Source organism: Bacillus manliponensis (assembly GCF_000712595.1).
In the GTDB taxonomy this organism is placed as follows: Bacteria; Bacillota; Bacilli; order Bacillales; family Bacillaceae_G; genus Bacillus_A; species Bacillus_A manliponensis.
This window is the reverse complement of sequence record NZ_JOTN01000001.1, coordinates 265,548-287,652: the sequence shown is the minus strand read 5'-3', so window position 1 is coordinate 287,652 and position 22,105 is coordinate 265,548. Positions and strand designations below refer to the sequence as shown.

Sequence of the window (22,105 nt, the reverse complement as noted above, 5' to 3'; positions counted from 1 at the left end):
AATTATGAAGACATTTCCAGTCAGTATTGTAACTCCTGATGGACCGGTTTACGAAAAAGAAGTTGAAATGGTAAGCGTAAAGGCAGAAAGTGGGGAAATGGGGATCTTACCAGGTCACATTCCAACTGTTGCACCGCTTAAAATTAGTGCAGTTCGTCTGAAAAGCGGCGGAGACACTGATTATGTAGCAGTGAGCGGCGGCTTTATTGAAGTGCGCCCTGACAAAGTAACAGTGTTAGCACCATCTGCTGAAACTGCAAGCCATATTGACGAACATCGTGCAAACGAAGCGAAGCGTCGTGCTGAAGGACGTCTGCAAGATAAACAAGCAAATGTTGACTTCAAACGTGCAGAACTTGCACTGCAACGTGCAGTTAACCGTTTGGACGTTTCAAATATGAAGTAAAAAAATCCGTAAAGGCTTAGCCTTTACGGATTTTTTATGTTTTCATAAAGAAGTTCAGACAATAAATTCCAATAAATGATACAATTTTAATGTAGCATTTCATACATAGAAAAATTTTGATAGAAGGGGATGGAAAAGTGATTAGTGAAATGAAACGAGAGGCATTGCAGTCATTAAAGGGAAAATGGGGCCTTGGGGTTGGAGGAACTCTCTTATATTTTATTGTAAGCTATGCTGTGTCGATGCTTGCCAGCCTTGTCGTTATGATTCCTGGTATGATGATATTTTTCTTAACGGCAGGACTTGTAGGTGCGTTTGAGGGAGAGGAGATGACGGCGATTGGTCTTCTTGTATTTGTTATTCTGTATGTTATCCTTTTAGTAGTAACACTTGCTTCTTATGGCGTTACGGTGTACGGATATACAAATGTATTTCTACAGCTTAGTAGAACACAAGATGTAACAATTGATGCTCTATTTGAAGGGTTTCGTGGTTTTAAAAAGATGATGAAGACAATGAAAGCAATGATCCTTATATGTGTGTATACAGGAACATGGCTTCCACTTGCTTTATTTGGCGTCTTCGTGGCTTTAATTGAGGGAGATGGTAGTAGTACAAATGATGAATTTTTAATACTGATTTGTTTTACTGCAATAATTCTATCCATTATTGGTATCATTGTTATGTATTTCTCGTATGCGTTGACGTTCCATGTAATGATTGATTATCCGGAATATGGCGTACTCGAGGCGATGAAAGAAAGTAAACGCTTAATGAAAGGGCGTAAAATGGATTTATTTATGTTATGGATAAGCTTTATAGGGTGGTGGCTATTAGCAATTGTAACTTTAGGCATTGGTCTTCTTTGGGTATCACCTTATATGATGACAACAACCGCAGTATTTTATAACAAAATCTCAAACCATAATAAAACAGAGCAGGAACTTTAAGTGTTCCTGCTCTGTTCATTTTGGAGAAATTGAATCATTTGTTTTCCATTCAGCGGTTTGCTCACGTAATAACCTTGAATATACGTGCAGCCGTGTTCGCGTAAAAATTGCATTTGTTCTTTCGTTTCAACACCTTCTGCAACAACGGAAAGGCTTAGTGTATGGGCAAGTGAGAGAATGGTTGATACAACTGCTTTTCCTTCTTTTTCATGCCGATTCATCTGTGTCAATTCCCTTGGGATTTTTAATGTATCGATTGGGAAGAGTGGCAAGTAAGACAGTGATGAATAGCCAGTTCCAAAATCATCGATTCCAATATTTATACCGTGTGTCTTCAACTCTCGCATTTTGATTAATGCTTCTTTTTCATTTATCATCGTTGTTCGTTCTGTAAATTCTAGTGCTAAATAATGTGGGTTTAATTCCACGTTTTGTAGCGTTTGTAAAATGGATTGTGTAAAGTATTCTTGTTGAAATTCTTTAGCGGATACGTTTACACCTATCTTTAGGTGAGCATATCCAAGTGTATGCCAAATTTTGAGTTGACGGCAAGCTTGCCGTAATACCCATTTTCCAATGGGGATGATGGTAGCTGTGTCTTCGGCAATAGGAATAAACTCAGAGGGCGAAATGAGACCAAGTTTTGGATGATTCCACCTTATTAACGCTTCAGCACCAATAATTCTCTTCAACTCAGTACATAGTAAAGGCTGATAGACGAGAAAGAATTCATCGTTTGTAAGTGCAAGCGGTAAATCTTTTTCAAGTTGTAATTTCCGTTCAAGCTTTTTATATAGAGCATCAGTGTATATAGAGAAATTATTTTTCCCCTTACTTTTTGCATCATACATGGCCATGTCAGCATGCTGTAACAATGAAGTAGAATCTTCACCAGCTTCTGGATACATTGCAATACCGATGCTTGGTGTGATTTTTAATGTATGCCCTTCAATATGTAACGGTTTATCCATCGTCTGTAAAATAGCATGAGCGATTTGTTCTATATGTGATACGTGTTCTACATTTTCTACGATAACAGTAAATTCATCTCCTGCAAGCCTTGCTAGTTTTATGTTAGGCGTAGCAATTTGCTGAAGACGCTCAGCAACTGCAATTAAGAGAAGGTCACCTACTTTGTGCCCGAGCGTATCGTTAATGAGTTTAAAGCGGTTTAAATCAAGGAACATAAGGGCTAAAGAACGACCGTTTTGCTCTGCGTTTTGGATAGCTTCTTCTAATTGTTCCTCAAAGGCACGACGGTTTGCTAGCTTTGTTAATGTATCATGATAAGCTAAGAAGTTAATTTGTTCCTCCTGTCGTTTACTTTCTGTTACATCTTTCACCATCATATAAATGCCGGAAATATGTTCATGTAAAATAATAGGAACGACCGTAACTTGTAAATAATAAATATCTCTATTTTTATGATATGCTCTCACATCGTAAGAAGTAGAATGCCCATGCGCCGCTTGCCAAAGGGCAGTTTTAAAAATTGGAAAGTCTTCTTCATAAATAAGCGTATCGTACGATTGCTTTGTTAGTTCATCTGTTTTATAACCAAGTAATGTTAACCCAGCATTGTTGACACGTAAGAGATGACCATGTAAGTCTAACGTAAAAATAGGATCTGGATGATGTTCATACAATGATTTAAACATTTGCTTACTGTGAAGCAGCTGTTTCTTTTGGTGTACGAGGTGTTGCGTTTGTTCGTCTACTTCTTGCTTTAGCTTTAAGTTAAAATTTTCTTGTTCTCGTAATAATTGTTTGTTTTGCTTGCGAACAAGTAAATGCCGGACTAATACAAAGAAAAATGTAAGCATAAGTCCAACAATCAATACCGACGAGAACGTCTGATCAAACAGGATAAATACACATAAAGCACTAACAGAAATATAAGGAAGTGCTAGTTGTACTTTTTGTCCAATTTTCTGGTTTAATACACTTTCGTCCACACATTGTTCTTTACTTGAAAAGACGCAGGAAATTGCAATCATCGTAAGAGCAACTTGATATAGCGGTGCGATGGCGAATGCTCCCGTAAACGAGATAAAGTACTTCATATACGAATAAAGAAAATCGACGATTACGTAAACGAGTAAACCACCGCTCAAATAAGAAGCAGCTGCCTTACAAAGAAACGATAATGGGCGAAAGAGTAAGCTAAAACTAATTAAAAGAAACACTAAATTAGGTATTGGATATATAAATTGTATAATTCTTGACATGATGGATGTTGCATTTTGATTGATAGCCATTTCAATCAAGAGATAATTATTGACGATAAAGATGGAGGTAGTAATAATAGCAACATCACATAAGGCAAATAACTTTTCCCATATTGTTCTCTCATGCATGATTTTATAAAAAAATGCCAGTAAAAAGAGACATAAAAATAGTAAGTAAAATACATCAGAAAGTTCTACATACGTTTCATATTGCTTAAGAACAATCCGCTGATAGGAAACGATAATATCCCCAATGAAATAAAAAAATGTGCCAGTTGTTATGAGCATCCAAAATGTATAAGAATGCCCATTATGTTTTGATGTAAAGTAAGCTAATCCCCCTAAAATAATGAGGTTTAAGAATAAGAGGAACCCACTTGTTATAACATGAAAAGATGATTCGTATATGGATAGTCGTAAGAACTGTATGTAGCTTACGATAAGATGAAGCAACAAAGAGCCTACTAAAATAAATACATAACGTTTTCTATTGTTTTTCAAGCCATTCACCTACGATGTTCTTTTAAATATATATCTTTTATAGTTTTATTTTACATCTTTTAGAAAGGATAACAAAGGATACGAAGGGAAAGGGCAGAATAATATGAAATAGAAAGCGTTTTCTAAAATTTTTTATTATGTCGACATCGTAATTTGATGTTTGATATAATACGTTTGATTATTATTTTTAGAAAAATTAAAAAATAATAATTAGAATAAAATCATCATACTTTGTACTAAGTGAAGCTTTCAAAAGTAGAAGGGGGAGTTTCAAGCAGTGGAGCATGTATATGAAAACAGCTATATGATTTTGATGATTTTCTTGTTATTAGGTATATTACTTCCTGTAGTTGCTCTTACAGCAGGACGAATATTACGGCCTCATAAGCCAAATGCAGCAAAGATAACAACATATGAAAGTGGGATTGAGCCTTTTCACGATGCAAATGTTCGCTTCCATGCTCGCTACTATATGTTTGCACTACTCTTTGTCATTTTTGACGTAGAAACGGTGTTTTTATATTCGTGGGCAGTGGCGTATGATAACCTCGGTTTGTTTGCATTAGTGGAAATGCTCATTTTTGTTATTATGTTACTCATTGGTCTTGCATATGCTTGGAAGAAGAAGGTGTTAAAATGGCTATAAATTTTGAGGAACTTCATCCAAATGAACGAGCAGAGTTAGAGAGAAACATTTTTTTCACGACGCTAGAGCAAGTAAAGGGGTGGGCTCGTAGTAATTCGTTATGGCCGATGACTTTTGGCCTTGCATGTTGTGCAATTGAAATGATGGGAGTTGGCTCATCACATTATGATTTAGATCGCTTTGGTTCATTTTTTCGAACCTCTCCGCGTCAATCTGATGTGATGATTGTCTCTGGTACAGTAACGAAAAAAATGGCGCCAATCGTTCGAAGATTATATGATCAAATGCCTGAACCGAAATGGGTTATTGCGATGGGCTCTTGTGCGACAGCGGGGGGACCATATATTAATTCATACGCAGTGGTAAAGGGTGTTGATCAAATTGTACCTGTTGATGTATACATTCCAGGTTGCCCGCCAAATCCAGCTGCTTTAATTTATGGGATAAATAAATTAAAAGAAAAAATTCGGTATGAAGCGAAGACTGGGAAGCAGGTGACAAACCGATGAAAGAGAGTAAGGAAGATATAAATGAGTTAAAAAGAGAAGCGGCATTATTGGCAAAGGAAGAAGCGAGAAGGCGCCTTGAAGCGAAGAAACTAATAGAAGAACCAATAGAGAAAGCGTTATCAAAAATGGATGGGGAAGATAGAAATCAAGTTTTTGAAGAAGCGAAGCAGCGTGTAATGGAGAAAGCAGTGGAACAAATAGAGGAAGAAGATATAGCCGAGAAGAAGCGCCGCGCAGTAGAAGCGGCAAAAAGGCGCGCAAAAGAAATTGCTAAACAAAAAATGATGGAGAGCGGCGAAGCAGCGGAAGAAGAAAAAGTGAAGGTAACAGCATCAGCGAAGCAGACGATGGAGAGTAGAGAAATAATGGAAGAAGAAAAAGCGAAAGCGAAGGCAGCAGCGGCGGCCAAAGCAAAAGCGGCAGCGTTAGCGAAGAAGCAGACGATGGAGAGTGGAGAAGTAACGGAAGAAGAAAAAGCGAAAGCAAAGGCAGCAGCGGCGGCTAAAGCAAAAGCGGCAGCGTTAGCGAAGAAGCAGGCGATGGAGGGCGGAGAAGTAACGGAAGAAGAAAAAGCGAAAGCGAAGGCAGCAGCGGCGGCCAAAGCAAAAGCGGCAGCATTAGCGAAGAAGAAGGCGATGGAGAATGGAGAAGTAACACCTGAAGAGAAAGCAAAGGCAATTGCTACAGCGAAGGCGAAAGCAGCGGCAGCCGCCAAAGCGCGCACGGCTAGTAAACAAGAAGAAAGCGTCGCAGAAGAACCGGTCAAGCCTTCTCTCAATCAGCCGTATTTAGATCGTTATGTGAGAGAAGTTGTAGCGAAACTTGGCAAAAATGTGTTAGAGGAGTCGTATATTAATGCACTTTCAAAAGATGTTCCGACACTTGTTGTAAAGTTAGAACATTACTATGGCGTGATGGAATTATTGAAGAGTCATAAAGATTTAGCTTTTGATTATATGTCCGAATTACATGCAACGGATTTTGTCTCGCATATGGAAGTATATGTTCACTTGTTTTCATATGGAAAGAAGCAGTCTGTTGCTGTCAAAGTGAAATTAGATCGAGCGGAGCCGAAAATTCCTTCTATTGCTCAGCTATGGCGCGGTGCGGATTGGCCCGAGCGAGAAGCATATGACTTGCTAGGGGTTACCTTTGAAGGACATCCGAATCTAAAGCGGATTATGATGCCAGATGATTGGGTTGGGCACCCACTTCGAAAAGATTATGAGCCGTATGATATGGAGTTGTAAAGATTTTAAAACCTCTAAAACCTGTCTTTTTAGATTGGAGAGTATGTTACTCCATGCATAGTAGCGATTAGTACCTTTGACTGCCTCGTGCGATGTTTGAAACAAAAGGAGGTAGTAGACCTTCATTAGTAACTGGCGATGTAAAACAGGGGGTTTGGTTATTTAGAAATAAAGCGAATCAATAGAAGAAACAGGGGGTGTGAAGCTATGATTCGTACAGAAGAAATGCTTTTAAATGTTGGACCGCAGCACCCGAGTACGCACGGTGTTTTTCGGCTCGTGATTAAAATTGATGGAGAAACGATTAAGGAAGCGACGCCGGTCATTGGGTATTTGCACCGCGGCACAGAAAAGATTGCGGAGAACTTACAGTATACACAAATTATTCCGTATACAGACCGAATGGATTACTTATCTGCAATGACCAATAACTATGTGGTTTGTCACGCGGTGGAGACGATGATGGAACTTGAAATTCCGGAGCGAGCTGAATATTTACGCGTACTTGCGATGGAACTTGGACGCGTTGCGAGTCACCTCGTTTGGTGGGGAACAAACTTACTTGATATCGGAGCGGTAAGTCCATTTTTATATGCGTTTCGTGAACGGGAAATGATCATTAATTTACTAAATGAACTATGCGGAGCCCGTTTGACGTTTAATTATATGCGCGTTGGTGGTGTAAAGTGGGATGCTCCGGATGGATGGATTGAAAAAGTTCGCGAGTTTGTTCCATATATGAGAGAGCAGTTAGCAGGATACCATGATCTTGTGAGTGGGAATGAAATTTTTTTAAATCGTGTAAAAGACGTTGGGATATATAGTGCAGAAGAGGCCCTTTCATATTCGCTAAGCGGCGCAAATTTAAGGTGTACAGGTGTAAATTGGGATTTGCGTAAAGACGAACCATACTCAATTTATAACCGATTTCATTTCGACGTTCCAGTTGGTGAAAAGGGCGATGCGTTAGATCGTTACGTCTGTCGTATGCAAGAAATTGAAGAATCTCTCAAAATTATTGAACAAGCGGTGGAACAGTTCCCGAAAGAAGGTGCTATTTTAGCAAAAGTACCGCGCATTATTAAAGCGCCAAAAGGCGAGGCATTTGTGCGTATTGAATCACCGCGTGGAGAAATTGGCTGTTATATCGCGAGCGATGGGAAGAAAGAACCATATCGCTTAAAATTCCGCCGTCCCTCTTTTTATAACCTACAAATTTTACCAGAACTTCTAAAGGGAGAAAACATCGCGAACCTCATTACCATTTTGGGCGGCATTGATATTGTGCTTGGGGAGGTTGATGGATGATGGTAGAACACCTCTTAGAATCACCTACAAGTTGGACCAACTTTTTCATCTTCTTTGGCCTTGCGACATTATTATTGTTTGTCGTACTTGGCTTTGTTACATATGGTATTTTGGCAGAAAGAAAGGTAATGGGGTTTATGCAAGGGCGCATTGGACCGAACCAAGTTGGTGGGCGGTTTGGTCTGCTGCAAACGGTAGCGGATGTACTAAAGTTGCTTATAAAAGAAGATACGGTGCCAAAAGCTGCCGATAAGCCACTTTTTTTACTTGCTCCTGTTATTGCGTTTGCACCAGCATTTATGGTGCTAGCTGTTATTCCATTTACGGAAAATCTACAATTTGCTGACATTGGTGTTGGATTGTTGTATTACATTGCTGTATCTAGCATTACGACAATCGGTGTCGTTACAGCCGGCTGGGCATCAAACAACAAATATTCATTAATTGGCGGTATGCGTGCGGCCGCGCAAATGATTTCCTACGAAATTCCGCTTGTGATGAGTGTGATTGGTGTTGTTCTATTAGCGGGAAGTTTGAATTTAAACGAAATTGTACAGTCGCAGGAAAAGATATGGTACATCTTCGTTCAGCCAATCGGGTTTGTTATTTTCTTAATTGCGGCGGTAGCAGAGCTTAATCGAACGCCATTTGACCTTCCAGAAGCGGAATCGGAACTTGTGTCTGGATATCATACGGAATATTCAGGGTTTCGCTGGGCTTTCTTTATGTTATCTGAGTACGTGTATTTCTTCGGAATGTCCGCGCTGATTACAGTACTCTTCTTGGGGGGATGGAAGCCGCTTCCGTTCTTAACATTTATTCCGGGTGCAGTTTGGTTCGCATTGAAATTTAGCTGTATTGTGTTTTTGCTTATTTGGTTTCGAGTTACGTTCCCACGCTTACGTGGCGATCAGCTCATGGAATTTGGATGGAAGGTTTTGCTTCCAGTTGCGCTTGCGAATATTTTCATAACAGCCATTATAAAGGAATTGTTTTTTTAATTAAAAAACCTAAAGCCTAAAACCTAAAACCTCTTTTTTAGGAAGGAAGAGAGGGGCTGGTGTTGCGAGGTAACGGTCAGTGCTTTTGAGTGGCACGAGCTGTGTTTGAAACAAAAAGAGTAGTTGTCTGTATATTCATGATTTGGATTAATACAGGGGGGAGAATACATGAAAGGATTATTAAAGGGGCTAAAGTATACGTTAAGCAATTTGAGTAAGAAGAAAGTTACGTATGATTATCCCAATGAACCGATCCCGCTTCCGGACCGGTTTCGCGGGATTCAGAAGTTTTATCCTGAAAAATGCATCGTTTGTAATCAGTGCGCGAATATTTGTCCGACAGATTGCATTCAGTTAACGGGAAAGAAGCATCCGGACCCGGAGAAGAAAGGCAAAATTATTGATACGTATGATATTAATTTCGAGATTTGTATTCTTTGTGATTTATGTACAGAAGTTTGCCCAACAGAAGCGATTGTGATGACGAATAACTTTGAACTTGCTGAGTATACACGTGATGATTTATTTAAAAATTTACAGTGGTTAAATGAAAATGATGAAAATGTCAGAAGGGAGAATAAAGCATGAGTGGTGAGTTTTTAGCATTCCTTGCGCTATCCCTAACGGCAATTATTGGCGGTGTTCTTATGCTGAGTGTGACAAAGGTTATGCATATGATGCTTTCGCTTGTGTTCACATTTCTTAGCATCGCTGGTCTTTACTTTATGTTAGAAGCGGAGTTTGTTGGTGTTGTGCAAATTTTAATTTATTCCGGTGCAGTCACGATTATTATGATTTTTGGCATTATGCTCACAAAGCATAACGATGAAAGTGAAATGAAGTTTAGTTGGCGAAGCGTCATCGTGCTACTAGCTGTTTGTACATTTGGAGCAGTGATGTACTTTGCGGTGAATAATCTTGATTTTTCTTCAAGCGAGAATGGATCGGCACTTCACGAAAATAATACACGTCAAATCGGTGAGCTGCTTTACACAAAATATATTATTCCGTTTGAACTTGTATCAGTTATTCTACTTGTGGCTCTTGTTGGGGCAATTGTGTTAGCAAGGAAAGATGAGAAAGAGAGGGATTTAGATGAGTAGTGTACCTGCATCTGCTTACTTTACGCTTGCGATTATTCTCTTTTGCATCGGCTTATACGGAGCTTTGACAAAGCGAAATACCGTCATTGTTCTTGTGTGCATTGAACTCATGTTAAATGCGGCTAACTTAAACTTAGTTGCATTTAGTAAGTTCGGTTTCTTCCCAAATATAGAGGGGCAAGTCTTTTCGCTATTTACAATGTCCGTAGCTGCGGCAGAGGCAGCGGTTGGGCTTGCTATTTTAATAGCTTTATATAGAAATCGTACAACGGTCAATATCGATGAAATGGATTCTTTAAAGCATTAGAAAAGGAGGGAGAACCAATGATGGACTATGCGTGGCTCATACCACTCTTTCCGCTCATATCCTTCGTTTTACTGGTTATTTTGCAAAGGAAATTAAGAGAGAGTAGTAGTTTTATAGCTATTTTCTTCGTTTTTCTTTCATTTGTTGGTGCAGTTCTTGTATTAATAGAACGTCTGTCGAATGAAACAGTGAAAGAGAGTTGGACTTGGTTACAATTTGGCGATGTAAACATCTCGTTTGGATTTGAAGTGACGGCATTAAATGCACTTATGCTGTTTATCGTCACAATCGTAAGTTTGCTTGTACATGTGTATGCGAAAGGGTATATGGATGGAGACGAAAGATTGCCTATCTTTTACGCATATTTAGGACTGTTTACATTTGCGATGCTTGGCCTTGTTATTTCAACAAATGTATTACAGCTGTACATCTTTTGGGAGCTCGTTGGCCTCGGGTCGTTTTTACTCATTGGGTTTTACTTTTTTAAAGAAGAGGCAAAAGCTGCAGCAAAAAAAGCATTTATTATGACGCGTATTGGAGATGTTGGGCTGCTTATTGGAATCATCTTGTTGTTTTTAGAAACGGGCAGCTTTGAGTACGACGTTATTTTTCAAGCGGTACAAGCCGGAGATATATCAGGGACGATGCTGACTGTAACGGCGATTTTAATCTTTGTTGGTGCGATTGGGAAGTCTGGTCAGTTCCCGCTACATACGTGGTTACCTGACGCAATGGAAGGACCAACGCCTGTGTCGGCGCTCATTCATGCGGCGACGATGGTGGCGGCTGGCGTATATTTAGTTGCTGTTATGTTCCCGTTATTTGTAGCAAGCGAAGTAGCGATGCAAACTGTTGCTATCATTGGTGGGTTTACCGCCATTTTTGCTGCGTCGATTGCGCTTGTACAAACGGATATAAAACGTGTTCTTGCGTATTCAACTGTTAGTCAACTTGGCTATATGATGCTTGCGCTTGGCGCGGGTGGGTATACGGCCGCAATTTTCCATTTAACAACACACGCTTTTTTTAAAGCGTTACTATTTTTAGCGGCTGGTAGCGTCATTCACGCTGTGCATACACAAGATATCGAAAAAATGGGTGGTTTATTTCAGAAGATGAAAGTAACGGCTACGTTATTTCTGATCGGCACGCTTGCAATTAGTGGTGTTCCGCTGCTTTCTGGTTTCTTTAGCAAAGAGGAAATTTTCATTGCAGCGTGGGAGAGTGGGAATTATGGATTGTTCGCTTTAGCGCTACTTGCAGCGTTATTTACATCGTTTTATATGTTTCGTTTATACTTTCTCGTCTTCGCAGGGGAAGCGCGGAGCACGCAGCACAATGTGCAGGAATCACCGGCTACTATGACGATGCCAATGATGATTCTCGGTGTATTCTCAGTATGTATTGGTTATATCAACACGCCGTGGTTTGGCACATTCCTTGCTGATTGGCTAGGGGAAGAGGCGGCGCCAGGTCATGGTCCGACTTGGATTATGTTCGTTACAACAATCGTTTCGCTTGGGGGGATTTTTCTCGCATACCTCATATATGGGAAACGATCGTTTTCTCGCAACTGGTTAATTCGTAAAGGTTCAATGGCGCACAACTTGTTAAAAGAGAAGTATTACATCGATGAGTTATATGGAGTGACTGTCGTTCGTTTTATAAAATGGAAAGCGAAAGTGCTACAGCTGTTCGAAACGTATGTTGTAGAAGGAGCGGCGCAAGTTATGGCAGGTATTATAAAAGGTGTCGGCATAGCTGGGGCGAAAGTGCAAGACGGAAAGGTACAAACATATGGAACGGTGACAGCTGCTTGCTTAGCCATTCTTGTCTTCATACTACTTATGACAGGGGGGGATTTTAGATGAGTTCATTGCTACTATCACTATGTATTTTCTCCCCGTTAATTGGTGTGCTATGTCTTCTATTTATAAGGAAGGAAGAGCAGCGATTTATTCAGATGGCTGGGATAATCAGTACACTCATCCCGTTGTTATGTGCGTCTGTTATCGCAATTTTGTATCGTTTCGGAACGAGCTTAAAGGCGTTCTCTGTAAAGGTAGATTGGATTCAATTTGGGAGGTTTCCAGGTTTAGAAAAAGATTATTTTTCTATTCATTATGAGCTTGGCATTGATGGGTTTTCGCTTGTGATGCTTGTATTAACAGCGCTGTTAGTTACGCTTTCGGGGATTGCGGGGCTCTCGATTGAAAAGAATATGAAAGGATTTTATATTCTTTTACTCCTATTAGAAGTTGGTATGCTTGGTGTGTTTGCGGCAGAAAACTTATTGTTGTTTTTTATCTTCTTTGAATTAACGCTGCCAGCTATGTTTTTACTTATTGGAAAATGGGGCAAGTTTAGCAGTGAAAAAGCTGCGTACCATTATTTAATTTATAACGGAATTGGCTCGGCGATTTTGTTAATTGCCTTCTCTATTTTATTTGCTAAAACAGGGACAACAAATATTGGTGAATTGGCAAATATAATCGCAGAACAAGCATCACCGTTTGGGGAGATGGGGAAGACACTACAATTCAATTTATTTCTCGCAATTATGATTGCGTTTGCGATTAAGTTACCTGTTTTTCCGCTGCATCGCTGGATGGTAAGTGTTCATACAGAGGCGCACCCAGCGGTCGTTATGCTCCATGCGGGTATTTTATTAAAAATTGGGGCATATGGAATGGTTCGCTTTGGAGTTGGATTATTTCCAGAGCAATTTCAAAATGTGAGCATATGTATTGCGATTCTTGGTGTAGTGAATCTTTTATACGGTGCCTTCCTTGCTTTCATTCAAAGAGATTTCCGCAGTGTACTCGCATATTCGAGTATTTCGCACATGGGAATCGTCTTGCTTGGGCTTGCCGCGTTTAATATGAGCGGTATGATGGGGGCGTTATTTCAAATTATATCGCACGGATTAATTGCCGCGCTCTTATTCTTCTTGCTTAGCATGATTGAGCAGCGCTTTGGGACATCCCATTTGGATCAGCTCGGCGGCTTGGCAAAAGAAGTCCCGGTATTAAGTGGATTTTTATTAGCGGGGAGTATGGCGGCGCTTGGACTTCCCGGTATGTCAGGATTCATTAGTGAATTTCTTGCCTTTTTAGGGTTGTTCGAGGTGCAGCCAATTGTTGCAGTGATTGGCGCACTTGGCATTATTTTAACAGCTGTTTACATGTTAAGAGCGGCTTTACAAGTTACATTTGGTAAGAAGAAATGGTCAAAGACGGAAGATGTACGCGGAATTGAATACGTACCAATCCTTGTGTTACTCGCTTGTATTGTCATCATTGGAACGATGCCTAATATATTAAGTACACCGTTAAATGAAACTTTACAATTGATAGGGGGGTGGTAGAAGGTGGATATGGATATGTTACTTCGTTTACCTTGGCATTTGATGACGCCAGAGTTTATCCTTCTTGGCGGGGCAATTCTTCTATCACTTCTTGATTTATTCGCAAAGCCTGGCATTGATCGGCGCCACCTCGTATACGGTGCGATTGTCACGGTTATGCTAGCGTTCGTTTCGCTCACCTTTTTATATGACAATCCAGCTGGAGAAATTTTAGACGGTTCTTTCGTGCTAGATGGATTTTCAAAAGGGTTTAAGACGCTTTTATTAGTAGGTGGCTTACTCGTTTTATGCATGGCGATTAGCGGTCAGGGTGATAAAGAAATCGAAGACAAGGGAGAGTATTACTACTTATTTTTAACAGCGCTGCTTGGCGCAATGATTATGGCATCTAGTGTAGATCTCATGACTCTTTTTATAGGACTTGAGTTATTGTCACTATCGTCTTACATTTTAGTTGGCATGAGAAAACGAAACCGTGCAGCAAACGAGGCAGCGATGAAATACGTCGTGCAGGGCGGGATTAGTACAGCGGTTACGTTATTTGGTATGAGTTATCTGTATGGAATAACAGGTTCGACGAATATGCTTAAGATGCAAGAGGTGCTGCGCCAGGGGGCAGGAGGCGATATTTATTTGCTTCTATCACTTTCGTTTGTACTTATCTTTGTTGGACTTTCATTTAAAATTGCAACTGCGCCATTTCATATGTGGGCGCCTGATGTATATGAAGGAGCATGGACACCGGTTACCGCTTTTTTAGGAACAGTATCTAAAATGGCAGGGTTTATTCTTCTCGTTAGAGTTGTGCTGATGATTTTTGGAGTGATTCCCGCAAGAACGGAAGAAACGTCTATGCTCGGAAATATGAATATATACATTGCTGCTCTCGCATGTATCACGATGATAATTGGAAACGTCGTTGCGCTGAGGCAGCAAAATGTGAAGCGAATGCTTGCGTATTCTGGTGTTGCTCATGCGGGATATTTGCTCGTCCCACTTGTTGCACTGTCGCCTTTCATGATGGATAGTATGTGGTTTTACATGCTTGCATATGCACTAATGAACATTGGGGCGATTGCAATCATTCACGGGATAATCTTACAAACGGGAAATGAAAATTTATCATCTTTTGCAGGTTTGTATAAAAAATCGCCGAGTAGCGCGGTTATGATGACAATTTTTATTTTATCGCTTGCAGGTATCCCAGGAACAGCAGGTTTTATTGGGAAGGTGAATATCTTTCTAGGTGCATTTCTTGTTCATCCGGCCCATTATGTACTGGCATCGGTTATGATGGCAACAACAGTTATATCTTTCATCTATTATTTTCGCATTGTACAGCAAATGTTTTTTAGGAAACCAGCGAGTGAAAAATCGATTGAATTACCGCTAAATATTAAGGTTGTTGCAGTAGTTTGTGCTTGTATGATTGTGCTACTTGGGGTGCTTCCGGCTCTTGGTTACAATTTCTTTTATGATAACTTCCCTCTTACGAAGGATTTCTTCTTTGTTCGGAACATGGTACAATAGTCTGAAGTGAAAAGTGTAGAGAAGACCTCTGCACTTTTTATTTTGCTTTTTGTTTGTGCAGTTAGACTTCTGACTGTCGGCAAGGAAATAAACAGAAAGGGTCGATTGTTCATGGCGCAAATTTTAGGGCAACAAGCACTAATTGCTATCCTGTCGCATTTATTGTTTATTACAATTACGTGGTGGGCGCTGCAGGGCCTTCATATCGAGCGTCTTATGAAGAGCGGAAAAGTAATGCAAACGAGAGTGTTGCTTATTCTACTAACAATTGCTATTGGTACATCGGTGAGTAACTTTTTCCTTGATTATTTAGGATATTCGAAAAGTTTGACATATTTGGTGAAGTGATGTTTTAATGTGCTCGCCTAAGAATAGTTATTTTTCTGTCGGTTTTTATACGACGAAGTAACGTATAGAACCTTTTTACTCCGTTAACAATGGGGAGTAGGAGGGGATGAACGTGAAAAAAGTGCAATTGTTTCTTTGTATGATTGTGTCTGTTTTGATTTTTTTAGTTGGGTATAAAGCAGTAACACCTATAAGTGAAGAAGAAAAAATGGAAAACATGATTGCAGTAATAGAGCGAAACGGTGCGGCACTTGAGCGTTGGTCATGGCTTGCAAAAGAAACGAAAACGATTTCGAATATACATACATTTGAACAGCTTGTACAAAATATTGGTAAACGTGCCGATGTTGAGAAGTGGGAGTTCGAACAGTCAAAAGAAGGTTATAAGGCAGTAGCGAAAAGAAGTTTTTCTTCTCATGAGGAGAGAATAGTAGTTACTTGGATGACGGAAAATAATAAAGAAAACACTTTCATCATTTATGAAGTAAGCGGAAAAATATGGAACCCAAAATATATTAAAAAAATGGATAAAATTTTTAGTACAGAACCTACAATTTATACTTGTATTGAAGGTACCCTCAATGATAAGATTGAAGGTGTTTTGCAAAATAAGGCAAAAGAGGTTGTGGAAGATCTTTCAGCAAGAGCGATTGAGCAAGTAGAAGAAAGAGCATTTGTATCCATCTCCGCATATAATGAAAAGTGGGATGACGCTCTTTCAAAAAATAGAGAGAAAATAAATGTGCAAATAGCAGTAAGGTCTACAGATAAAAAAAATACCATTGTGGTTGGCACACCGATCATAACTTCTGAGTATTGAATAGATAACGTGAAAAAAAGGACACGGAGGGGAATAAATTGGAAAAGATCATCGTCCGTGGCGGAAAGCGGTTGAACGGCACAGTACGTGTAGAAGGCGCGAAAAATGCTGTATTACCTATAATCGCTGCAGCCCTATTAGCGAGTGAAGGAAAGAATGTACTATCTGAAGTACCACCACTTTCAGATGTTTACACAATTAACGAAGTATTACGTCATTTGAATGCAGAGGTTGCATTTGAAAATAATCAAGTGACAATTGATGCATCAAACGAACTAAATATTGAAGCACCATTTGAGTATGTACGTAAAATGCGTGCATCTGTGCAAGTAATGGGACCTTTACTTGCGCGTAAAGGTCATGCACGTATTGCACTTCCTGGTGGCTGTGCGATTGGATCACGTCCAATTGACCAACATTTAAAAGGTTTCGAAGCAATGGGAGCGAAGGTAAAGGTTGGTAACGGTTTCGTTGAAGCATCTATCGAAGGAAAATTAAAAGGTGCAAAAATTTACTTAGATTTCCCAAGCGTAGGTGCGACGGAAAATATTATGTCTGCGGCAGTATTAGCAGAAGGTACAACAGTTCTTGAAAACGCAGCGAAAGAGCCTGAAATCGTTGACTTAGCGAACTTCTTAAATGCAATGGGTGCAAAAGTTCGCGGTGCAGGAACAGGCACTATTCGCATTGAAGGCGTTGATAAATTATATGGTGCAAATCACTCTATTATTCCTGATCGCATTGAGACAGGGACGTTTATGGTAGCAGCTGCAATTACAGGTGGAAACGTCTTAATTGAAAATGCTGTTCCAGAACATTTAAGCCCAATCACAGCGAAGATGAAAGAAATGGGTGTTACAATTACAGAGGAGAATGGCGGCTTACGTGTTATCGGCCCAGATAAGTTAAAAGCGGTTGATGTAAAAACGATGCCACATCCAGGATTCCCAACAGATATGCAATCACAAATGATGGCATTATTATTAAAAGCGGAAGGAACGAGCATGATTACAGAAACGGTATTCGAAAATCGTTTCATGCATGTTGAAGAATTCCGCCGCATGAATGCAGATATTAAAATTGAAGGTCGTTCTGTTATCATGAATGGACCAGGTAACTTACAAGGTGCAGAAGTAGCTGCAACAGACTTACGTGCTGCTGCTGCGTTAATTTTAGCGGGTCTTGTATCTGATGGATACACACGCGTAACAGAGTTAAAACACCTTGATCGTGGATATGTAAACTTCCATGGTAAGTTAGCTGCATTAGGTGCAGATGTTGAACGTGTAAAAGAACAAACAGAAGAAGTTGTGGAGAAACAAGTATCTGATCTTCACGCATAAGGATAGTAGCTTCTATGTCTTATAGGCATAGGGGCTATTTTTTTATGTAAGTTTTTACGAATGACAGTCGTTCTTTTTATTTTAAACATGGCATGTGATTGAAAAGGGCCCTGACCGTTACTCCGTAAGGCTAGATGCGCTCTCCTATCGAAAAAGAAAAGGTTTTACTACTGTTATAGTCAATCTTCTCAATATTTATGCCTATTTCTTTTCTAATATTCCGAAAAAAATGCTTGTTCTAAAAGCTTGTCTCTTCCCATAAAAATGAAGTGAGTATGATTTTAGCTGTGGAGGAAGACGATGAAGATTTCTAAATCTCTTTTTGTTGCTATCGCGCTTATTGCAGCGCTCGTTTTAATCGTTCCAACGATGCTTGTTATCCCTTTTACAAAAGAGAGTGAAGTGCCGAAAATGAAACAAGCAAATGAAACAAAACAGACGAATCCTGTTCCAGCCCAGGTGAATACAAACGTAAAAGTGAACGTATTTCGAAGTGCACAAAATAAAACGGAAACAGTACCAGTAGAAGAGTATGTGACAGGTGTAGTTGCCTCGGAAATGCCGGCAAGCTTCGAAATCGAAGCGCTGAAAGCACAGGCGTTAACAGCGCGTACATTCGTGGTACAACGTATGTTAAGTGGAAAGAAACAGAAGAATAATGCAGATGTAATTGATACTGTTGATAACCAAGTATATAAAAGTAAAGATGAACTAAAACAGCTATGGGGAAAAGAATATGAAAGCAGGATGAGAAAAGTTGAAGAAGCCGTCGCAAAAACAGCCGGACAAGTTTTAACGTATAACGGATCCCCTATTTCAGCCTCCTTCTTCTCAACGAGTAACGGTTATACAGAAAATGCGGTAGATTACTGGGGGAATGACTACCCGTATTTACAAAGCGTTGATAGTCCGTGGGATAAGGATGCACCAAAATTTTCGAGTGAACAAACCTTTAAGGTATCTGAGTTTCAAAAGCGTCTTGGCGTTAAAATAGCAGGAGATGGTAAAGTTGGTACCATTAAAGAACGTACAGAAGGAAAACGTGTGAAAGAAGTTGTGTTTAATGACAAAACATTAACGGGTAAAGAAGTACGTGAAAAACTAGGCCTTCGCTCATCTGATTTTAGTTGGAAACAAAAAGGTGATCAAATTATCGTCACAACAAAAGGCTATGGCCATGGCGTTGGAATGAGCCAATACGGCGCAAACGGTATGGCGAAAGAAGGCAAGAAATATACGGATATCGTCACTCACTACTATAAAGGAGTAAATATTGAAACGTTGAATGCCTACGAAGGAAAGTTGATGGCGAGGCAGTAGAGGAAAAGAGCCTACTTTGTGGGCTCTTTTTATGTGGATGAACGGAATAGCCGAAAAAATTCAAAAGCAGCAAAAATAGCCGAAAGTAATATGAAAATAGCCGAAAAAATAAAAAAATCGCCGATAAAATTCAAAAGCAGCAAAATCGCATGTCATTTTTTGTAGAAAACGAAAGAATTGTAGCCGGCTTTTCTGCTACGCTATCGTGTTATAATACAGTTAAACGATTTTAAGCTTCATAATAACAGGAGGTATGCGCGATGATGATGGATGTACCATTACTCATTCCAGCTATGCTAGAGAGAGCTGAAAAGTATTTTCCGAAAAAGGAGGTCGTATCACGCACAAGAGCACGTATTCAAACATTAACATACAAAGAAATTGGAAAGCGTACGAGAAGACTTGCAAGTATGTTACATAAGATGGGGATTGAAACAGGTGATAAAGTAGGAACGATTGCTTGGAACCATCACCGTCATTTAGAAGCGTACTTTGCGATTCCGGGAATCGGATCTGTATTACATACAATTAATTTGCGACTTTCAGATGAACATATTTCTTATATTATTAATCATGCAGAAGATCAAGTTCTTCTTATAGATGAAGACATGGTCCCTACAATTGAACGCATTCAACATGAAATTCCTCACATAAAATCATTTATTATTATGACAGATGAAGAACATTTACCTCAAACAACACTATCGCCGGTTTATCATTATGAACAACTCCTCGAAGAAGGCGATGAGACATTCCAATTTATAAAAGATTTAGATGAAAAAGCACCTGCTGGTATGTGCTATACATCGGCAACAACAGGTAAGCCAAAAGGCGTTGTATATACGCATCGCAGCGTGTCATTACATAGTTATACGCTTGGACTTGTTGATGGCGGCAGTATATCAGAAAGAGATACATGTATGCCTGTTGTTCCAATGTTTCACGTCAATGCATGGGGGTTGCCATTTGCAAGCACGTGGTTTGGTACAAAACTTGTGTTACCGGGGCCGCAGTTTACGACGGAAATTTTGGCACAGCTCATTGAGAAGGAAAGAGTAACAGTCACAGCTGGTGTACCAACAATTTGGATTGGTTTATTACAAGAGTTAGAAAAGCATCCATATGATATAAGTAGCGTCTACTCTATTTGGTCAGGTGGTTCGGCTGCACCAAAAGGTATGATTCGTACATATGAAGAAAAATATGAGATTTCATTCCGCCAAATATACGGCATGACGGAAACAAGTCCAGCGGTTGTAATTAATTGCCCGAAATCGTATCAAAAGGATTTATCGAAAGAAGAGTATTACGAACTACGCTCGCGCCAAGGTTACTTGTTCCCAGGTCTTGAAATGAAAGTTATTGGTCAAGATGGTGAGATTAAATGGGATGGGCAAGAGATGGGAGAACTTTGCTTAAGAGGTCCATGGATTGCAGGGAGCTATTATAACGATGAGCGCACAGAACAATCAATGAAAGATGGCTGGCTTCATACTGGTGACATTGTAACAGTTGATGAAGAAGGGTTTATTAAAATTGCAGACCGGACGAAAGATTTAATTAAAAGCGGCGGAGAGTGGATTTCTTCCGTTGATTTAGAAAATGCACTTATGGCTCATGAACAAGTGTTAGAAGCAGCAGTTGTGGCTATTCCGCATGAAAAGTGGCAAGAGCGCCCTGTTGCATGTGTTGTTGTGAAAGAAGGACAAGCAGTAGAGAAAGAAGCTTTATATGAGCTACTAGGTGAACAATTTCCAAAATGGTGGATGCCAGATGATATTTTATTTGTGAATGAAATTCCAAAAACATCAGTTGGGAAGTTTCTAAAGCGAGCGCTGCGCGATCAGCTGAAAGAATCAATGGTGAAGTAAAGAAAAGGGGCCTATTTTGTAGGCCCTTTTTATATAGATGAATGGAATCGCCGAAAGAAGTACGAAAATCGCCGAAACCAACATAAAAATAGACGATAGAACGAAAAAACATAAACCAATATTTGGTACAATAGGATAAAAACCAATCATGGGGGAGAAAACATGACGTTATTGGAGTTGAAAAAACTAGGGAAAACAAATCAGTTGCCGATGATTCAGCTCGAGATAGAGAAAGAGCAATGTGTAGTGCTACAATGCAATCATCATACGGCTAAAGTGTTGCATTCCATTATTATTGGGCGAGAAAAAGCATCAACAGGTACGGTTTTATTTGATGGTCAGCCACTCCAGAAAAAAGATTATAAGCGAATTGGGTTTTGTTTTTTAGAAGATGAAGCATACGAACGTTTGACGGTAAATCGATATTTAAAATTTATATCAGATTTGTATGAAGGGGCTGAAAGTATAACAGAAGTAGCCCAACAAGTGGGATTGCTTGATAGATTGAATATTAAAATTGAAAAGTTATCATTTTCTGAGAAACGTCGTCTGCATATTGGACGCATTATGATTCACAATCCTGATCTCGTTATATTTGAAGAGCCTGAGCAAAATGTTGATACAGAAAGTACAATTATTATCCGAAAGGCATTAATAAGGTTAAAGGAAGAAGGAAAGGCGATCTTTATTACATCGGCTTTTCTATCCGATGCGCTTTCTTTAACAGAAGATGTATACGTTCTTACTCAAGATGGGGTAAAGAAAATTGAAATTGAGCAGGAAGATGGAGAAGAAGTGAGTACAGAAAATGTTGTGCAAATGACTCCACAAATGAAATTAGAACGCATTCCAGCGAAAGTAAATGACAAAATCATTTTACTTGATCCAACAGAAATTCATTTTATTGAAACACAAAATGGTACGACGCATATTCATACGCGTGATGGTGCTTTTACATGTGCTCTTACGTTAAGTGAGTTAGAAGAACGTTTAAAGGCATTTGGTTTCTTCCGTTGTCACCGTTCCTATCTCGTCAACTTACAACGTGTACGCGAAGTGATTACATGGACACGCAATAGCTTTAGTTTAATTTTAGATGATGAGCGAAAAAGTTCGATTCCACTTTCAAAAGGAAGAATGGAAGAACTAAAAGGTGTCATTGGAATGTAAAAGCATCTCCATTCAGAGTTTCTATTGCACCATTCATAAAAATGATGTTCCAATAAGCGAAAATAATGCTCCATCCACCGGTAAAAATACTCCTTTTACCGGTATTTTACTGCACCCTCTTTTTCTT

General features: G+C 39.6%; 20 protein-coding genes. 19 read left to right on the top strand and 1 reads right to left on the bottom strand.

Annotated features, from left to right (window positions below; all coding sequences use genetic code 11):
* The first annotated feature begins 4 nt into the window (after positions 1-4).
* Positions 5-406 carry a F0F1 ATP synthase subunit epsilon gene (locus tag BAMA_RS01270; RefSeq protein ID WP_034635352.1) on the top strand — a complete coding sequence of 134 codons (402 nt, stop codon included), beginning with the start codon at positions 5-7 and terminating at the stop codon, positions 404-406.
* 137 nt (positions 407-543) lie between these two features.
* Positions 544-1,356 carry a DUF975 family protein gene (locus BAMA_RS01265; RefSeq protein WP_034635351.1) on the top strand — a complete coding sequence of 271 codons (813 nt, stop codon included), beginning with the start codon at positions 544-546 and terminating at the stop codon, positions 1,354-1,356.
* On the opposite strand, the gene BAMA_RS01260 is transcribed toward BAMA_RS01265, so the two are convergent.
* On the bottom strand, positions 1,353-4,085 hold the full coding sequence (locus BAMA_RS01260; RefSeq protein ID WP_034635350.1) for a putative bifunctional diguanylate cyclase/phosphodiesterase: 2,733 nt from the start codon (positions 4,083-4,085) through the stop codon (positions 1,353-1,355). The two genes, BAMA_RS01265 and BAMA_RS01260, sit on opposite strands and share 4 nt — an antisense overlap.
* A gap of 277 nt (positions 4,086-4,362) precedes the next feature.
* Here BAMA_RS01260 and BAMA_RS01255 point away from each other — a divergent pair, with 277 nt between their 5' ends.
* From BAMA_RS01255 to BAMA_RS01175, 17 genes are all read left to right on the top strand, one after another.
* Positions 4,363-4,731: an NADH-quinone oxidoreductase subunit A gene (locus BAMA_RS01255; protein ID WP_084157834.1), complete on the top strand. Its 369-nt coding sequence runs from the start codon at positions 4,363-4,365 to the stop codon at positions 4,729-4,731.
* Complete coding sequence (gene nuoB, locus BAMA_RS01250; protein ID WP_034635348.1) at positions 4,722-5,240, top strand: NADH-quinone oxidoreductase subunit NuoB; 519 nt, start codon at positions 4,722-4,724, stop codon at positions 5,238-5,240. The genes BAMA_RS01255 and nuoB overlap by 10 nt, the downstream gene beginning before the upstream one ends.
* Positions 5,237-6,490 carry an NADH-quinone oxidoreductase subunit C gene (locus tag BAMA_RS01245; RefSeq protein ID WP_034635346.1) on the top strand — a complete coding sequence of 418 codons (1,254 nt, stop codon included), beginning with the start codon at positions 5,237-5,239 and terminating at the stop codon, positions 6,488-6,490. Before nuoB ends, BAMA_RS01245 begins: the two co-directional genes overlap by 4 nt.
* A 207-nt stretch (positions 6,491-6,697) precedes the next feature.
* Positions 6,698-7,798 (top strand): NADH-quinone oxidoreductase subunit NuoD, encoded by a 1,101-nt coding sequence (gene nuoD, locus BAMA_RS01240; protein WP_034635343.1) that lies wholly within the window; start codon positions 6,698-6,700, stop codon positions 7,796-7,798.
* Complete coding sequence (gene nuoH / locus BAMA_RS01235; protein WP_034635606.1) at positions 7,798-8,799, top strand: NADH-quinone oxidoreductase subunit NuoH; 1,002 nt, start codon at positions 7,798-7,800, stop codon at positions 8,797-8,799. Before nuoD ends, nuoH begins: the two co-directional genes overlap by 1 nt.
* A gap of 168 nt (positions 8,800-8,967) precedes the next feature.
* Positions 8,968-9,387, top strand: a complete 420-nt coding sequence (gene nuoI, locus BAMA_RS01230) for an NADH-quinone oxidoreductase subunit NuoI (RefSeq protein WP_034635340.1) — start codon at positions 8,968-8,970, stop codon at positions 9,385-9,387.
* Complete coding sequence (locus BAMA_RS01225) at positions 9,384-9,902, top strand: NADH-quinone oxidoreductase subunit J (protein ID WP_034635337.1); 519 nt, start codon at positions 9,384-9,386, stop codon at positions 9,900-9,902. The genes nuoI and BAMA_RS01225 overlap by 4 nt, the downstream gene beginning before the upstream one ends.
* Positions 9,895-10,209 carry an NADH-quinone oxidoreductase subunit NuoK gene (gene nuoK / locus BAMA_RS01220; RefSeq protein WP_034635334.1) on the top strand — a complete coding sequence of 105 codons (315 nt, stop codon included), beginning with the start codon at positions 9,895-9,897 and terminating at the stop codon, positions 10,207-10,209. Before BAMA_RS01225 ends, nuoK begins: the two co-directional genes overlap by 8 nt.
* Positions 10,210-10,226: 17 nt before the next feature.
* Positions 10,227-12,080 carry an NADH-quinone oxidoreductase subunit L gene (nuoL, locus tag BAMA_RS01215; RefSeq protein ID WP_034635331.1) on the top strand — a complete coding sequence of 618 codons (1,854 nt, stop codon included), beginning with the start codon at positions 10,227-10,229 and terminating at the stop codon, positions 12,078-12,080.
* Complete coding sequence (locus BAMA_RS01210) at positions 12,077-13,576, top strand: NADH-quinone oxidoreductase subunit M (protein WP_034635328.1); 1,500 nt, start codon at positions 12,077-12,079, stop codon at positions 13,574-13,576. The genes nuoL and BAMA_RS01210 overlap by 4 nt, the downstream gene beginning before the upstream one ends.
* Before the next feature lie 9 nt (positions 13,577-13,585).
* Complete coding sequence (gene nuoN, locus BAMA_RS01205; protein ID WP_034635605.1) at positions 13,586-15,106, top strand: NADH-quinone oxidoreductase subunit NuoN; 1,521 nt, start codon at positions 13,586-13,588, stop codon at positions 15,104-15,106.
* Between the two features lie 111 nt (positions 15,107-15,217).
* Positions 15,218-15,454 (top strand): DUF1146 family protein, encoded by a 237-nt coding sequence (locus BAMA_RS01200; protein ID WP_034635325.1) that lies wholly within the window; start codon positions 15,218-15,220, stop codon positions 15,452-15,454.
* 139 nt (positions 15,455-15,593) lie between these two features.
* Positions 15,594-16,274: a YwmB family TATA-box binding protein gene (locus BAMA_RS01195; RefSeq protein WP_235184411.1), complete on the top strand. Its 681-nt coding sequence runs from the start codon at positions 15,594-15,596 to the stop codon at positions 16,272-16,274.
* Between the two features lie 38 nt (positions 16,275-16,312).
* Positions 16,313-17,617, top strand: coding sequence for a UDP-N-acetylglucosamine 1-carboxyvinyltransferase (gene murA / locus BAMA_RS01190; RefSeq protein ID WP_034635319.1), 1,305 nt, complete (start codon positions 16,313-16,315; stop codon positions 17,615-17,617).
* A gap of 300 nt (positions 17,618-17,917) precedes the next feature.
* On the top strand, positions 17,918-18,937 hold the full coding sequence (gene spoIID / locus BAMA_RS01185; RefSeq protein WP_034635317.1) for a stage II sporulation protein D: 1,020 nt from the start codon (positions 17,918-17,920) through the stop codon (positions 18,935-18,937).
* 260 nt (positions 18,938-19,197) lie between these two features.
* Positions 19,198-20,808 (top strand): long-chain fatty acid--CoA ligase, encoded by a 1,611-nt coding sequence (locus BAMA_RS01180; protein ID WP_084157832.1) that lies wholly within the window; start codon positions 19,198-19,200, stop codon positions 20,806-20,808.
* Positions 20,809-20,970: 162 nt separating this feature from the next.
* Positions 20,971-21,978: a LytTR family transcriptional regulator DNA-binding domain-containing protein gene (locus BAMA_RS01175; RefSeq protein WP_034635315.1), complete on the top strand. Its 1,008-nt coding sequence runs from the start codon at positions 20,971-20,973 to the stop codon at positions 21,976-21,978.
* The last annotated feature ends 127 nt before the right edge of the window (positions 21,979-22,105 follow it).

What these genes read in the sequence shown, in the direction of transcription:
- nuoH (WP_034635606.1), top strand. Translation starts at nt 7,798, where the DNA reads ATGGTAGAACACCTCTTAGAATCACCTACAAGTTGGACCAACTTTTTC.
- BAMA_RS01180 (WP_084157832.1), top strand. Translation starts at nt 19,198, where the DNA reads ATGATGATGGATGTACCATTACTCATTCCAGCTATGCTAGAGAGAGCT.
- nuoB (WP_034635348.1), top strand. Translation starts at nt 4,722, where the DNA reads ATGGCTATAAATTTTGAGGAACTTCATCCAAATGAACGAGCAGAGTTA.
- BAMA_RS01200 (WP_034635325.1), top strand. Translation starts at nt 15,218, where the DNA reads ATGGCGCAAATTTTAGGGCAACAAGCACTAATTGCTATCCTGTCGCAT.
- BAMA_RS01270 (WP_034635352.1), top strand. Translation starts at nt 5, where the DNA reads ATGAAGACATTTCCAGTCAGTATTGTAACTCCTGATGGACCGGTTTAC.
- BAMA_RS01195 (WP_235184411.1), top strand. Translation starts at nt 15,594, where the DNA reads ATGATTGTGTCTGTTTTGATTTTTTTAGTTGGGTATAAAGCAGTAACA.
- nuoN (WP_034635605.1), top strand. Translation starts at nt 13,586, where the DNA reads ATGGATATGTTACTTCGTTTACCTTGGCATTTGATGACGCCAGAGTTT.
- nuoI (WP_034635340.1), top strand. Translation starts at nt 8,968, where the DNA reads ATGAAAGGATTATTAAAGGGGCTAAAGTATACGTTAAGCAATTTGAGT.
- BAMA_RS01225 (WP_034635337.1), top strand. Translation starts at nt 9,384, where the DNA reads ATGAGTGGTGAGTTTTTAGCATTCCTTGCGCTATCCCTAACGGCAATT.
- BAMA_RS01245 (WP_034635346.1), top strand. Translation starts at nt 5,237, where the DNA reads ATGAAAGAGAGTAAGGAAGATATAAATGAGTTAAAAAGAGAAGCGGCA.
- nuoL (WP_034635331.1), top strand. Translation starts at nt 10,227, where the DNA reads ATGATGGACTATGCGTGGCTCATACCACTCTTTCCGCTCATATCCTTC.
- BAMA_RS01210 (WP_034635328.1), top strand. Translation starts at nt 12,077, where the DNA reads ATGAGTTCATTGCTACTATCACTATGTATTTTCTCCCCGTTAATTGGT.
- spoIID (WP_034635317.1), top strand. Translation starts at nt 17,918, where the DNA reads ATGAAGATTTCTAAATCTCTTTTTGTTGCTATCGCGCTTATTGCAGCG.
- BAMA_RS01175 (WP_034635315.1), top strand. Translation starts at nt 20,971, where the DNA reads ATGACGTTATTGGAGTTGAAAAAACTAGGGAAAACAAATCAGTTGCCG.
- nuoK (WP_034635334.1), top strand. Translation starts at nt 9,895, where the DNA reads ATGAGTAGTGTACCTGCATCTGCTTACTTTACGCTTGCGATTATTCTC.
- nuoD (WP_034635343.1), top strand. Translation starts at nt 6,698, where the DNA reads ATGATTCGTACAGAAGAAATGCTTTTAAATGTTGGACCGCAGCACCCG.